The organism is Micromonospora sp. NPDC050187 (assembly GCF_044459745.1).
In the GTDB taxonomy this organism is placed as follows: Bacteria; Actinomycetota; Actinomycetes; order Mycobacteriales; family Micromonosporaceae; genus Micromonospora.
On the sequence record NZ_JBITJH010000013.1, the window covers coordinates 131,652 to 145,531 of the forward strand.

Genomic DNA, 13,880 nt, shown 5'->3' on the forward strand with positions numbered 1-13,880 from the left:
CCCGTTGTTCCTTGTTTTGACCGTAATGCCACGCCTCTGGGGGGGGGGCGGGTGTGTCGCACCCCCCCGCCCGGGGGGCCCCCGGGGGGGGGGGGGGCCGCCCCCCCCCCCCGCCGGGGCCGGTTCACCTCCGGGCCGGTACTGCGGTCACAGCCCGGCGCACTGGCCGGAGCGTGGTCCGCTGACCGTGTTGGCCACCCCGTCGTTCGTCGGTGCGGGCTGGTTGCCCACGCACCGCAGGGGTCCCTCGATCCGGTTGCCGGAGACCACGACCGGGTTGTCTCCGGTGCGGTTGTCGACCAGGCTGATCGGGCCGGTCACCCGCGTCGCGCTGATCGCGACGCGACCGGTGCCGGCGGTGACCGAGACCGGACCGTCGACCCGGCTGCCGGTCAGCTCCACCACCCGGGCTCCGGTGGCGGTCACCGGGCCCGAGACGGCGGCGTCGAGCGCGATCAGCCCGGCTCCCTTGTCGACGGTCACCGGACCGGACACCGTGGCACCCGGCGCGAGGCAGGTCACCGTCGTGCCGGTCCGCACCGGCCCCCGGTACTCACCCTTGATCACCCGGTCGCAGGTCTGGTCGGTGACCTCCATCGTCACCGGCAGCGTGACCAGGGGCGTGGTCGCGTCGTCGCTGGTGACGCAGAGCTGGGCCCGGTACGTGCCGGCGGCCAGGCCGGTGCTGTCCAGCGAGACCTTCACCTCGGTGCTGCGGCCGGCGCCGGTGCCGGCCGAGGCCCGGTCGACGGACAGCCACGGCACCTCGTCCGGGGTGACGCACGGTTGCAGGTCGGGCAGCCGGACGTGGCTGACGAACCGGGCCGCGCCCTTGTCGTTCTCGACCTCGACCAGCCGGCCGCTTCGGTCGATCTCGTGCACGCCGCGCGAGCTGGTGACCAGGATGTTGCCGTTGCCGAGTGGGTGGACGCCCTGGTAGCCGGTGCCGCCGGGCGGCGTGTAGACGCCGATCAGCTTGCCGTTCCGGTCCATCTCCCACACCCCGGGTGTGGAGCCGCTGCCCCAGCTCGCCACCAGCATGTTGCCGTCTGCCTGCTCGACCATCTGGCCGGGCCAGCTCAGCCCCTCGAAGAAGCGGGGGTTGGCGCGCTTGCCGTCCCGGCTGAAGCTGTGGATGGCGTCGCTGTCGCTGCCGGAGACGAGCACGTCGTCGCCGCGGAAGGTGATCCCCCACGGGCTCTTCAGCCCGTCCGCACCGGGCGCGACGAACGTGCCCAGGTACGTTCCGTCGGCGTCGAACTCGACCACCGAGTGGGCGTTGCCCTGCCCGGCGACCGTCACCAGGACGGTGCCACGTGGGGAGAGGGCCATGCCCCGGGTGTTGGCCATGACCGCCGGGTCGTCCACTCCGCCGGCCGGGGCGAACACCCGGTGGAAGCTGCCGTCGAGGCCGTGCTCGGTGACCACCGACTGCACCTGGTCGGACATGAGGAACCCGGTGCCGTCCGGCTTGGCGACGATCTGGAACGGTGTGTACAGGCTGGTCGACGTGTCCCACGGGACGTGCTTGACGAACTGCGGGTCGATCAGCTTCCCGGAGTGCGGGTCGAAGGCCATCACCCCACGGGTGGCGCTACCCGAGTTGGGGATCAGCAGGACCCCGTCGCGCAGGAGCCTGACCCGCTGCTCGTCCGGACCGGCGTCCGGATCGTCGAGCCGCCAGTCGAGCACGCCGTGCCCGGTGTTGCGCACCGTGAACGACCGCGTGGTGACCAGCCCGGCCGGCTGCCGGGACGACAGGGAGCGGGGTGCCACCTCGATCTCCGGCACCGGCACGACCGACAGTTCCAGGGCGATCGGCGCGGCCGGCCGCTTCGGGTCGTTGCTGGCGAGACAGAGTTCGGCCCGGAAGTCACCGCCGTCGTCCAGGCCGGTCGAGTCGAACGTGATCTCCACCTGCTGGTTGCTGAACGGGGCCAACGTTCCCTGGGCCGGCGTCACCTTCACCCAGGACGGCCAGGCGCAGTCGTCGCCGTCGCCGGTGGCCCGCCAGGTGAGCGTGGCACCTCCGGCGTTGCCCACCGTGACGGTGTGCCGCTCGCTCTGCGCCACGTCCATGCTGCTGCTCAGGCTGGTCGGATTCACGGTCAGCTCCGGCGCGGCGGGTCGGACGGCGACCGGGAGGTGCGCGTCGGCGATCTCCGGTCCGCCCGTGCCGTGCGTGGCGTCGGTGGTCAACTCGATCGCGCCGAACAGCCAGCCGTCCCGGGGCGTCCCGGTGACGTCCACGGTGACGGTCAGCTCCTGACGGGCTCCGGCGGCCAGGGTGAACCGGGCCGGCGTGACCGTCACCCGCGCACCCTCCGCGGCCTGCGCCGTCACCTGGTAGGTCGCGGCCACCGTGGCCACGCTGGACACCGTACGGGTGAAGGTGCAGACCTGCAGGCAGTGGTGCTCGACGACGGCCGGCAGGTTCAGCGTCTGCGGCTCACCGCCCGCCTCGGGGTCGGCTGCGACGAAGTTCTCGGCGGTCTCGTCGAGCACGAGACCCGTCCGGGCGGCCTGGCCCAGGTTGATCCGCCCGGAGCCCATGTCGAACGCGTCGGCCGGCGTGACGCCGTCCTCCTTGACCACTCCGTCCCGGTCGGCGGTGACCGCCAGCGCGGAGCGGATCCGGGTCGGCGACCAGTCCGGGTGCAGCGCCGCCAGCAGCGCGCCGGCGCCGGCCACGTGCGGGGACGCCATGGAGGTGCCCTGCATGAACGCGTATCGGACCGGTTCGCCCTTCGTACCGACGGTGGCGGCGAGGATGTTGCGGCCCGGGGCGGCCACGGTGGGTGCGAGCATGTCGAACTGGCTCGGTCCCCGGGAACTGAAGTCGGTCACCACGTCGGTCCACGCCCCGTCGCGCAGCACCTCGCTGCCGGCGCCCACGCGTACGGTGACGGGGCCGGAGGTGGCGGCCAGGTGGTCGCGCAGGCGCTTGCCGTCGGCGAGGCTGACCATCACGGCGGGCAGGGTGCTGCCGGTGAGCGCGCCCATGGTGATCGGCGGGCCGCCGTACTGGGTGTGCACGACCACGCCGGTGGCGCCGGCGGCGGCCGCGTTGCGGACCTTCACGGAGAAGTCGCAGCCGCCCCTGGGGATCAGCGCCACCCGGTTCCGGAACACGTCCGGCGGGAACATCGCACAGCCCTGCTCGTTGTCCGGGTCGACGGTGCCCGAGTACCGGATCTCACCCTCGATGGGCGGGGCGGGGGAGCCCTCGCCGAGCACCGCGGCGATGCCGGTGAGTGCCGGTGGGACCGGTGTCGGTCCGGTCACGTCCAGCCGGTGGGCGACGATCCGCTCGTGGCTGACCGCGGCGACGGAGGCGTTCCACGGCGCGGTCTTCGCCACGGTCCGCTCGGCCGGGCCGCTGTTGCCGGCGGACGCGGCGACGAAGATCCCGGCCTGGTACGCCTCCAGGAACGCCTGGTCGACGAGGTCGTTCCAGGGGTCGTCCCGGCCGGAGATCGAGTAGTTCAGCACGTCCACGCCGTCGGCGATCGCCTGGTCCACCGCCGCGATCGACGCGGAGGAGAAGCAGAGCGTCGTCACGCACACCTTGTAGGAGATGATGTTGGCGCGGGGCGCGACCCCGGAGACGGTCAGCTCGTGCGTGTCCGCCCCCACCGTGACGCTCGCCCGGTGCCGGTTGCCGGCGGCGGTCGAGGCGGTGTGGCTGCCGTGCCCGTTGTCGTCCCGGGCGCTGGTGCCGGTCATCGCCCAGGCGCCGATCAACTTGTCGTTGCAGATCGGATCGTGGTGCGGGCTGGCCGGGTCACAGACGCCCACGTACCGGCCGGCACCGCGCGGGTTGGTGTGCCGGTAGCCCTCGCCGTCCACCGCCGCGAACGACGGATGCTCCGGGTTGACGCCGGAGTCCAGAATGCCGACCACGACGCCCTCGCCACGGGTGGCGACCTGCTCCGGGGTCCGGCCCTCCCAGATCGCGCCGGACTGGATGAGCGCGTTGCTGGTGTCGGTCTCCAGGGTCAGGGTGGCGTCCGGGACGACCTCGGCCACTCCCGGCACATCGGCCAGGGCTCGGACCTCCTCTGCGCTGACCGCGACCGCCAGGGCGTTGACCACGTTCCGGTAGGTGTGCGCGACCCGGACCGAGCGCCCGAGCGTGGCCTCGATCTCGTCGACCACCGTGTCCTGCTGCCGGGCCAGGTCCCGGGCGTACGAGGTGCTGGCCGCAGACCGGGTGTCGACTCGGCCGGCGGGTGCGGCGGCGGTACGGGCGGCCACCAGCGACGGCTGGTCCAGCCGCACCAGCCACAGCCCGCTCGGGGACTGCTGCTGCTCGGGTTTCGGCTGCTCCGTCGTGTCCTGGCCGCCCGGCAGCGGTGCCCGGGTGGGCGCCGCCGCGGCGGGCACGGTGATGCCGGCGAGCAGCAGGGTGCTCGCGGCCACCACCGTGACCAGGCGGGAGGGGGTCGTCAGGGTTCGTCTTCTTGGATAGCGGGGCTGTGCCACCGTGCGCTCCTCAGTCACCGTGCGGCGCGATCGATCGATGGGTCGCTGTCTGCTCAGAGCCGGGGAGAGCTCGGGCTGCTCGGCGCGATCGTGTGCCAACTTAGATGATCATCGAAGGAGCGGCAATGACCTGTGTGCATTCCTGGATGCCTTGCCGTGTCGATCGGTCGACGGAAGCGCCGTTCGGTGGGGCGGCGCCGAGCCGTCCGAACGGTGCGGGATGGCCGTTCGGACGATGAAGCGCTCGCCAGCGGCACCCCCGCGCGGCGGTGTGCCGGGCACGCCGCCGCACGGGGGCCGAGGGCAGCCGTCGGGGACGGAGACTGTCAGTCGAGGGTGGAGACCCCGCCGGTCGTCGGCGTGGAGAGCCGGCCGTTCTCCTTCGTGCGGACGTAGAAGCGGTAGAAGGTGTTCGACACGAGTCCGGTGACCGTGTGGCTGTACCAGCCGGTCCCGGCCCCGGGGCCGACGTGCACGGTGCGGGACTCTGGGGTGAGCACCCAGTGCCCGTTGTCGTTCATCCGCCGGGCCATCCAGTCGTAGGTGATCGAGTAGCCCTCCTCGGCGGTGGAGAGGTCGGTGAAGCCCACGACGATCGCGTCCTGACCGTTGGTGACGACGGGCGTCAGGCTGAGGTTGGTCGGCGCGGTGGGCTCGACCGTGTAGGTCAGGTAGTTCAACAGGACCGAGTACGGCGCTGCCGGCTGGGTGCCGTCGGGAACGTTGACGAGGGTGACGAGCACCTGGTGGGTGCCGACGGTCGACGGTGCGGGCACGGTGATGTCGAAGCCGACGTTCGCGCCCTGACCGGCGTGCCAGTGCAGGGCGGTGTGCGCGGCGACGAACGGCCCGTCCACGTTGACCCAGATCGTCACCGGCCCGCCGTTGACGTCCCGGGCCCAACCGCTCATGTGGAAGAGACCGTTGGCGTAGCCGTACGACTCGACCCGGCCGGTGGGCGACTTGTCGCTGCCTTCCGGCGGCGGCGGGTCCTCGATCGGCTCGTCGCAGATCGGCGGGGGCGACGGAACGTCGCAGTGGGGTTGGGCGGCGGCGGGGGTGGCGACGGCGACGGTGGCCGCCATCACCGCCCCGGCGAGGACCGCGAGGAAACGTCTCATGCCGGCAGCGAATCGGCCCGGTCTGGGATCCGTCTGGGAAACCGTCGGGACAGTCGGCTACCCGACTTCTCGGCGCCCAACCTTCCCGACGGCCGACGGCGTCTCCTGTGATCGACAGGGAACCGTCGTGATCGGTCGACGCCGGCACGGATCCGGAGGGGATGACGGGTGGGGGAGGGGAGGACAGCGGTGATCGGTGTCGACCTGTGTGTGCTCGGTCCGGTCGGGGCCGTGCGTGCCGGCCGGCCGGTGGCGCTCGGCGGTCGTCGGCAGCGGATGGTGCTGGCGGCGCTGCTGGTCGCCCAGGGTCGGATGCTGCCCGTGGACCGGCTGCGGGAGCTGGTGTGGGGCGACCGCGACCGGGTCGCCAGCCGCGCCACGCTCTACGGATACGTCGCCGGCCTGCGGCGCGCGCTGGAGCCGGAGCACGCGGCCCGCCAGGGTGACGTGCTCGTCCACGCGGGGACCGGCTACGCGATCCGCCTGCCACCGGGGCGGGTCGACGCGGAACGGTTCACGGCGCTGGTGGACCGGGGTGCGATGCTGCTCGATCGGGGGCGGCCCGTCGAGGCGGCGGCCACCCTCGACACCGGGCTGGCCCTCTGGCGGGGTCCGGCCTTCGCCGACCTCGGCGACGTGCCCTTCGTCCTGCCGGCGGTGACCCGGCTGGAGGCGGCCCGCGCCACCGCCGTGGAGTTGCGGTTGACGGCCCTGCTCCAGGCGGGACGGCATGCCGGCCTGATCGGTGAGCTGGAGGCGCTGGTCGTCGAGGAGCCCCTGCGGGAGCGGGGGTGGGAGCTGCTGGCCACCGCGCTCTACCGGGCCGGCCGTCAGGGTGACGCGCTCGCCGCGCTCCGGCGTGCCCGCCGGACCCTGGCCGAGCAGCTCGGCGCGGACCCGGGGCCGGCCCTGCGGCGGATCGAGGCCGCGATCCTCCACCATGACGAGACGCTCGCACCGGCCCTCGCCGCCGCCCCGGCCGTGTCCGCTCGGCACCGGCTCCGTCGCCCCCTGGCCGGGCGTGTTCCCGGGGTACGTCGGCGTGCGCCGAGACGACCGTCCCCGTGACCTACCCGGTGCTGTTCGAGGGCGTCGGTCCCGTCCGTCCGCAGGCCGCGCAGGGCCTGCTCGTACCCGTTCCTCACCCTGGCCGACCAGCTCCGGAGCTGAACGCGACCGGCGGGCGGCCCCGGTGGAGGCGGGCGAGGACGGTGGCTGATCGCGGTGACCCCGGCCCCCGCCCGCCGCCGACCGGGACGACCCGGTGGCGCTATCGGGCGGCGACGACCGGCTCCGGAGCCGGTGCCGTCGGTGGGTGGCCGTCGGCGTTCTCCTCGGCCGCGATACGCAGCGCCTCGACCAGCCGGCGGTAGAGGTCGTCACCGGCGAGCAGTTCGGCGTGCGTGCCCTGGGCGCGGACCTGACCGTCCTCCAGCACCACGATCCGGTCGGCGTCGAGCACGGTGGAGAGCCGGTGCGCGATGGTCACGACCGCGCCGTTGGCCGCCCGCTGCCGGATGCACTCCTGCAACGCCGCCTCGGTCAGGCCGTCGACCTGCGCGGTCGCCTCGTCGAGCAGCAGCACGTCGGGGGTGCGCAGCATGGCGCGGGCGAGCGCGATGCGTTGCCGCTGTCCGCCGGAGATGTCGGTCGAGGACAGGGAGGTGTCCAGGCCCTCGGGGAGGGAGTCGACCTTCCCGTCCAGCCGGACGGCCCGCAGCACCGCCCTGATCTCCTCGTCCGTCGCGTCGGGATGGGTGAACCGCACGTTGTCCCCGATGGTCCCCGGCACCACCGGGGTCTCCTGCTCGACGTAGGCGAGCCGGGCCCGGACCTCGTCGTGGCGGTAGCTGGCGTACGGCCGGCCGTCGAGGAGGATGTCCCCCCGCTCGGGTTCCAGGAAGCGGAGGACCAGGGAGAAGAGGGTGGTCTTGCCGGCTCCGGACGGACCCACGATGGCGGTGTGTCCGCGTCGCGGGACGACCAGGTCGACATCCCGCACGGCCGGGGGCGCGTCCGGCCCGTACCGGGCCGTGACTCCCCGGAACACCAGCACCGGCTGGTCGGGGTCGGTGACCGGCGGGTGGGCCGGTGGGGCGTCGGCCGGGCCCGCCGGCTCGGTGGGGATGGTCTCGACCTCGCGGATCCGTCCGGCCGCGGCGATGCCGGCCTGCAACGCCGTGGTGTTCTGGGTCAGTTCGGTGATCGGCCCCATCAGCTGGAACACGTACAGCAGGAAGGCGATCAGGCTGGAGATCTCCAGCAGGTCACGCTGGGCCCGCCAGGCGCCGACGCCGAGAATCACGATCACCGCGAGTTGGATGCCCGTCCAGGAGACGGTCCAGACGGAGGCGGTGATCAGGGCGGACCGGACGCTGTGCCGCGCGACCTGCCGGGCGTCCGCGGCGAGTTGTTCGGTCACCCGGGCCTCGGCCCGGCTGGCCTTCACCGTGCGGACCGCGCGCAGCGCGCCCTCCAGCGCGCCGCCGAGCCGGCCCATGGACTCCTGCGCGGCGACCTGCGCCGTGGCGATCTTGGGCATCAGCATGCCCATCACCGCCGCGACCACCAGCACCGCCACGAGCGTGCAGCCCAGCAGGAACAGGTCGAGCACCCCCATCAGCACCAGCGTGCCGACCAGGGCGATGCCGGCGTTCACCAGCCCGACGACGCTGCCGGACGCCTCCCGGAGCAGCTGCGTGTCGGAGGTCGCCCGGGTGACCAGCTCGCCGGTGGGCCGGCGTTGCAGCTCGCCGATCCGAGCCCGGAAGTAGTGCCGGACGATCGAGGTCCGCGCATCGAGCACGACGTGCTCGGCGAGAGTCCCGAGGAGCCGCCACTGCCAGAGCCCGATCGCGGCACCGACGACGACGAGCCCGAACAGGACACCGATCGGACCGGCCATGGACGCGCCGGAGCCGAGGGTGTCCAGCACCCACTTGGTGACCATCGGCGTGGCCAGGCCGGCGGCGTTCGCGGCGAGGCCGAGCAGCAGCCCGAGCAGCAGCGTCCGGCGGTGCGGAAGGAGGAAGGAGGTGAGCGTGCGCAACCGGGGAAGCGCACGGGTGGATGATTCCATACCCCGAATGGAACATGGATGTTCCAGTTGAGTCAACCGATATTCCGTAAAGGCATGTTGCTATCCTTGCCTCCGTGACAGACGCGCAGGTGTCCGGTAGCCGGGCCCGGACCCGCCAGGCCATCGTCGACGCGGCGATCGAGGTGCTGGGGCGTGATCGCGCCGCGTCCCTGGGAGACATCGCCACCGCCGCCGACGTGGGGCGCACGACCCTGCACCGCTACTTCGCCGAGCGGGCCGACCTGCTGACCGCGGTCGGTGCCGAGGCGGTCGCCCGGCTGGCCCGTGCGACCGCCCAGGCGCGGACGACGGAGGGGACGGGTGCCTCGGCCGTACGCCGGCTCTGTCAGGAGTACTTCGACCTCGGCGACCTGCTCTCGCTGATCTTCAGCGACCCGGAACTCTGTGTCGACCCGACCGCTGGCGGATTCGTGGGGTGCGACCCGGAGTTCACCGCGTTGGTGGAGCGCGGCCACCGCGACGGCAGCATCGACCCGGAGCTGCCGGCGGGCTGGGTGCAGAGCATCGTCTGGTCCCAGCTGTACGCCGGGTGGTCCTACCTCGCCGAGAACGGCACCTCCCGGCACGAGGTGCTCCGCCTCGTCCTGCGCACCGTCGACGGGGCGATCGGGGTCAAGTCGGCCTGACGGTCGCCACTCCGCGTCGCCGGGACGACCAGCGGGCGGAGCACGGTCAGTACGGCGTCTCCCCGTCGTCCTCGAGCAGTGGCTGGCGGCCGGTCCGGTGGGCGAGCATCCGGAACGACCCGGTGAACCCGCCCTCTTCGGCCTCCATGAAGGTGACCATCTCCGCCTCCGCCGGATCGTGACGGAAGCGGTCGAGGTACCGGGTGCGGATGGCGTCGCTGCCCGGCAGCGGCTCGGCCAGCGTGACCTCGAGCAGGCCGGTCCGGGTCAGGTGCTGCCGCCACCACTCGATCGAGTGCACCAGGTACCACCCGCCGTCGAGCCACTCCTGGCGCAGGCCGGGCGGGAGGTCCTCGGCGCTGGAGATGTCCCGGCTCGTGCAGGCGTCGACGACGCCGAGCCGACCGTCCGGACGCAGGTGTCGCAGCAGCCCGGTGAGGAAGCGCTGGTCGGTCCCGAAGTACCGGTAGGAGTCGAAGGCGACCGCCGCGTCGAAGAAGTCGTGCGGCAACGGCAGCGCGCGGACGTCCGCGCGGAGCGGCTGGACCAGGTCGGCGCACCCGAACTCCTCGATCCGACGCTGGTTCGCGGACGGGTCGACGCCGAAGTCGACCGCCCACACCCGGACCCCGAACTCCCGCGCCAGGAAGATCGAGCTGATGGCGTGGCCGCAACCGAGATCCAGGATCCGCATGCCCGGATGCAGCTCCATCACCTCGGTCAGCGACTCGACGAAGTGCAGCACGTTCTCGCCCAGCGAGTGCTCCTCCGCCCAGTCCCGGTCGTACGTGCCACAGCGGGGAAAGAGCTCGTTCGGCATGCGGCCGAACGTAACACCGAAGACGTTCCCTCTTCTGTCTACACGACGACAAGACGAGTCCACATCGGACCCTCCGGGTCACGCACTCCGTCGCGGTTCCGGCCGGCGCGTCGGGTGCACCTGCACCGGTTCCACCGGACGTCCATCTGGTTTGGACGGTAGGTCACGCTGCCCGGGACCATCGGTTCCAGATCCGGCGTCGCGGGCCGAGGCGACCGTCGATGGCCGCAGCCCGGGGCGGTGTGCGGCGGTGGCCCGGTGGTGGTGACCGGTGATTTTGCCGATGCGGGCCCGCCGACCCGACCCTAACACTGATGTATGTCGATTCAACCCCACCAGCAGGGAGAACCCGACGTGCGATCACCCACCACCATCCGTCCCCGTTCCCTCGTCCGTGCCGTGGCCAGGCTGACCGCGGCCGTCGTCCTGTCCGCCGGGGGTGTCCTGGCGGCGTCGTCCGGCGCGCAGGCCGCCGACAACCCGTACGAGCGTGGCCCCAACCCGACCAGCGCCATCCTGGAGGCCAGCCGTGGCCCCTTCGCCACCGCCTCGCAGACCGTCTCCTCGCTGAGTGTCAGTGGCTTCGGCGGCGGGGTCATCTACTACCCGACCAGCACCAGCGAGGGCACTTTCGGTGCCATCGCCATCTCGCCCGGGTTCACCGCCTACTGGTCCAGCATCAGCTGGCTCGGGCCGAGGCTAGCCTCGCACGGTTTCGTGGTCATCGGCATCGAGACCAACAGCACGCTCGACCAGCCGGACAGCCGTGGCCGGCAGTTGCTGGCCGCGCTCGACTACCTGGTCCAGCGGAGTTCCGTCCGGAGCCGGATCGACGGCAGTCGGCTCGCCGTGGCCGGCCACTCGATGGGCGGCGGCGGCAGCCTCGAGGCCGCCGTGTCGCGCCTGTCGTTGCAGGCGGCGATTCCGCTCGCGCCGTGGCACACGGACCGGACCTGGTCGGACGTACGGGTTCCCACGCTGATCATCGGCGGCGAGTACGACACCGTCGCCCCGGTCTCGTCGCACTCGGAGCCGTTCTACAGCAGCATCCCGGCCGCGTCCGAGAAGGCGTACCTGGAGCTCAACGGGGAGAGCCACTTCTTCCCCCAGTCGGTCGACGCGCTGGTCGGCAAGCAGATGGTGAGTTGGCTGAAGCGGTTCGTCGACAACGACACCCGCTACGAGCCGTTCCTCTGCCCGGGCCCGAGCGGCCTGGACGTCGAGGAGTACCGCAACACCTGCCCCGGCTCCTGACCCCGATCGGGGCGCCCCGGACCGGCCGTGCCGGCCGGGGCGCCCCGGCCCGGTGCCGTCCGGCGGCCTTCCGCCCGGCCGGGCGACGACCTATATTGCATTGTGAGTGCAATTAGTGGACCGGAGGCACCAGCATGCCCGACGACATCGCCGCCCGGATGCGCGGTCTGATCGCCGAGCTCCTCCGGCGACACGACCCGGCCGGTGGGCGGACCGCCTTCCTCGGCGCCCGGTTCGACGCCGGACTGGCCTGGGTCCACCACCCGGTCGGGCTCGGCGGACTGGACCTGCCCCGCCACCACCAGCCGGTGCTGGAGGAGGCGCTGGCCCGCGCCGGAGCGCCGGACGACCGGCCCCGGCGCAACAGCATCGGCCTCGGCATGGCGGCGCCGACCCTGCTGCGGCACGGCACCCCGGCGCAGTGCCACCGGTGGCTGCGACCGCTGTGGACCGGTGAGGAGGTCTGGTGCCAGCTGTTCAGCGAGCCGGACGCCGGCTCCGACCTCGCGGCCGTGCGCACCCGCGCGGTGCGTGACGGCGACGACTGGGTGGTCGACGGTCAGAAGGTGTGGACCTCGCTGGCCCACCGCGCGCGGTGGGGCCTCCTGCTCGCCCGGACCGACCCCGGCGTCGCGAAACACCGGGGGATCACCTACTTCGTCTGCGACATGACCGCACCGGGCGTGCAGGTACGACCATTGCGCCAGCTCACCGGCGAGGCGGAGTTCAACGAGGTCTTCCTTGCCGGTGTCCGCCTGCCGGACACCCTGCGCCTGGGAGCGGTCGGCGACGGCTGGCGGGTCGCCCGGACCACGCTGATGAACGAGCGGGTCGCGATCGGAGGCCGTCCGCTGCCCCGCGAGGGCGGCATGATCGGCCTGTTGGCGCGCACCTGGCGCGAGCGACCCGAGCTGCGCACCGCCGGCCTGCATGCCGACCTCCTACGCGCCTGGGTGCGGGCCGAGGCCGCCCGGCTGACCGCCCTGCGGCTGGGCCAGCAGCTCGCCGCCGGTGAGCCGGGGCCCGAGGGATCGGCGGTGAAGCTCACCTTCGCCGACCTGGCCCAGCGGATCAGCGCGTTGGAGCTGGACCTGCTCGGCGGCGAGGGGCTGCGGTACGACGACTGGACGATGTGCCGCCCGGAGGAGCCGGACCTGCTCGGCCGCACCGCCGCCTACCGCTACCTGCGGGCCCGGGGGAACTCGATCGAGGGCGGGACGTCGGAGATCCTGCGCACCGTCATCGCCGAGCGGGTGCTCGGCCTGCCGGCCGAACCCCGGGTGGACCGGTGACCGACCTGCTCTACGACGACGTCGAGGAGGCGCTGCGGGACAGCGTGCGGGCCCTGCTGACCGCGCACGCCCCGTGGCGGCGGACCCTGGCCCGGGTGGACGGCGACGAGCCGTACGACAGGTCGCTCTGGGAACGGCTGGTCGGCGAACTCGGCGTCGCCGGTCTGCCGGTGCCCGAGGAGCACGGCGGCGCGGGCGCCGGGTTCCGCGAGGTGGCGGTGGTGCTGGAGGAACTGGGTCGGGCGGTCGCGCCGGTGCCGTTCCTGGGCAGCGCCGTGGTGGCCACCCGGGCGCTGCTCTCCTGCGGGGACGTCGGACTGCTCGGGCGGCTCGCCGCCGGGCGGTGCGTCGCGGCGCTGACGGTCCCGTTCGCCGTGGCGCCCGGCGCGCGCCCGGAAACGGTCGCGGCGACCGATGGTCCGCTGCTCTCCGGCAGGGTGGCCGGTGTCGCCGACGCCCTCCCGGTCGACGTGCTGCTGGTCCCGGCCGGCGACGGACTGTACGCGGTGGACGCCCGGGAAGCCGGGGTACGGATGACACCGGTGGTCTCGCTCGACGCCACCCGCCCTCTGGCCGACATCGGGTTCTCCGCCGCCCCGGCGCGGCGCGTCGCCGCCGGTGCGACGGCTACCCGGGCGGTGACCGACGCGCTGACCGCGGGCGCGGCGCTCCTCGCCTCGGAGCAGGTCGGCGTGGCCCAGCGCTGTCTCGACCTGGCGGTCGCCCACGTGCGGACCCGGCACCAGTTCGGTCGTCCGGTCGGCTCCTTCCAGGCGGTCAAGCACCGGCTGGCCGACGTCTGGGTGGAGGTCTCCCAGGCGCGGGCGGTGGCCCGGCACGCCGCAGACTGTCTCGCCAGCGGTGACCCGGACACCGCCCTGGCCGCGTCGTTGGCCCAGGCGTACTGCGGGACGGTCGCGGTGACCGCCGCCGAGGTCTGTGTGCAGCTGCACGGTGGGATCGGGTTCACCTGGGAGCACCCGGCGCACCTGTTCCTGAAGCGCGCCAGGAGCACCGCCGTCGCGTTCGGCACGGCCGATCGGCACCGGGCGGTCCTGGCCGGACTGGTCGACCTGCCCGCGCCGCCACCGGACGCGCCCCGACCGTGACCCGCCTGGCAGACGCTGCCGGCGATGCAGGGCCTCCAGGTCGAGCCAACGGACCGTCGGCGGCGAAGCGCGC

Annotated in this window: 9 protein-coding genes; 5 read left to right on the plus strand and 4 right to left on the minus strand. The window is 73.1% G+C overall.

Translation table 11 applies throughout. From position 1 onward, the window contains the following. Nucleotides 1-147: 147 nt before the first annotated feature. Both ACIBJE_RS20610 and ACIBJE_RS20615 read right to left on the minus strand, forming a co-directional pair. Complete coding sequence (locus tag ACIBJE_RS20610) at nucleotides 148-4,485, minus strand: S8 family serine peptidase (protein ID WP_396750612.1); 4,338 nt, start codon at nucleotides 4,483-4,485, stop codon at nucleotides 148-150. A 326-nt stretch (nucleotides 4,486-4,811) separates the two neighbouring features. Next, complete coding sequence (locus ACIBJE_RS20615; RefSeq protein ID WP_396750614.1) at nucleotides 4,812-5,606, minus strand: hypothetical protein; 795 nt, start codon at nucleotides 5,604-5,606, stop codon at nucleotides 4,812-4,814. 189 nt (nucleotides 5,607-5,795) lie between these two features. Between ACIBJE_RS20615 and ACIBJE_RS20620 the strand changes: the two genes are divergently transcribed. Next, nucleotides 5,796-6,674: a BTAD domain-containing putative transcriptional regulator gene (locus ACIBJE_RS20620; RefSeq protein ID WP_396750616.1), complete on the plus strand. Its 879-nt coding sequence runs from the start codon at nucleotides 5,796-5,798 to the stop codon at nucleotides 6,672-6,674. 202 nt (nucleotides 6,675-6,876) lie between these two features. On the opposite strand, the gene ACIBJE_RS20625 is transcribed toward ACIBJE_RS20620, so the two are convergent. Further along, on the minus strand, nucleotides 6,877-8,685 hold the full coding sequence (locus ACIBJE_RS20625) for an ABC transporter ATP-binding protein (protein WP_396750618.1): 1,809 nt from the start codon (nucleotides 8,683-8,685) through the stop codon (nucleotides 6,877-6,879). 74 nt (nucleotides 8,686-8,759) lie between these two features. Between ACIBJE_RS20625 and ACIBJE_RS20630 the strand changes: the two genes are divergently transcribed. After that, entirely contained in the window at nucleotides 8,760-9,332 is a 573-nt protein-coding gene (locus ACIBJE_RS20630; protein ID WP_396750620.1) for a TetR/AcrR family transcriptional regulator, read from the plus strand. 46 nt (nucleotides 9,333-9,378) lie between these two features. Here ACIBJE_RS20630 and ACIBJE_RS20635 read toward each other — a convergent pair whose 3' ends face one another. Next, the gene (locus ACIBJE_RS20635; RefSeq protein ID WP_396750622.1) at nucleotides 9,379-10,152 is read right to left on the minus strand and encodes an SAM-dependent methyltransferase; all 774 of its coding nucleotides are present in this window, start codon (nucleotides 10,150-10,152) and stop codon (nucleotides 9,379-9,381) included. Between the two features lie 318 nt (nucleotides 10,153-10,470). Here ACIBJE_RS20635 and ACIBJE_RS20640 point away from each other — a divergent pair, with 318 nt between their 5' ends. From ACIBJE_RS20640 to ACIBJE_RS20650, 3 genes are all read left to right on the plus strand, one after another. Next, complete coding sequence (locus ACIBJE_RS20640; protein ID WP_396750624.1) at nucleotides 10,471-11,406, plus strand: alpha/beta hydrolase family protein; 936 nt, start codon at nucleotides 10,471-10,473, stop codon at nucleotides 11,404-11,406. Nucleotides 11,407-11,540: 134 nt separating this feature from the next. After that, nucleotides 11,541-12,698, plus strand: coding sequence for an acyl-CoA dehydrogenase family protein (locus tag ACIBJE_RS20645; protein WP_396750626.1), 1,158 nt, complete (start codon nucleotides 11,541-11,543; stop codon nucleotides 12,696-12,698). After that, nucleotides 12,695-13,807, plus strand: a complete 1,113-nt coding sequence (locus ACIBJE_RS20650) for an acyl-CoA dehydrogenase family protein (RefSeq protein ID WP_396750627.1) — start codon at nucleotides 12,695-12,697, stop codon at nucleotides 13,805-13,807. Before ACIBJE_RS20645 ends, ACIBJE_RS20650 begins: the two co-directional genes overlap by 4 nt. Nucleotides 13,808-13,880: the final 73 nt, after the last annotated feature.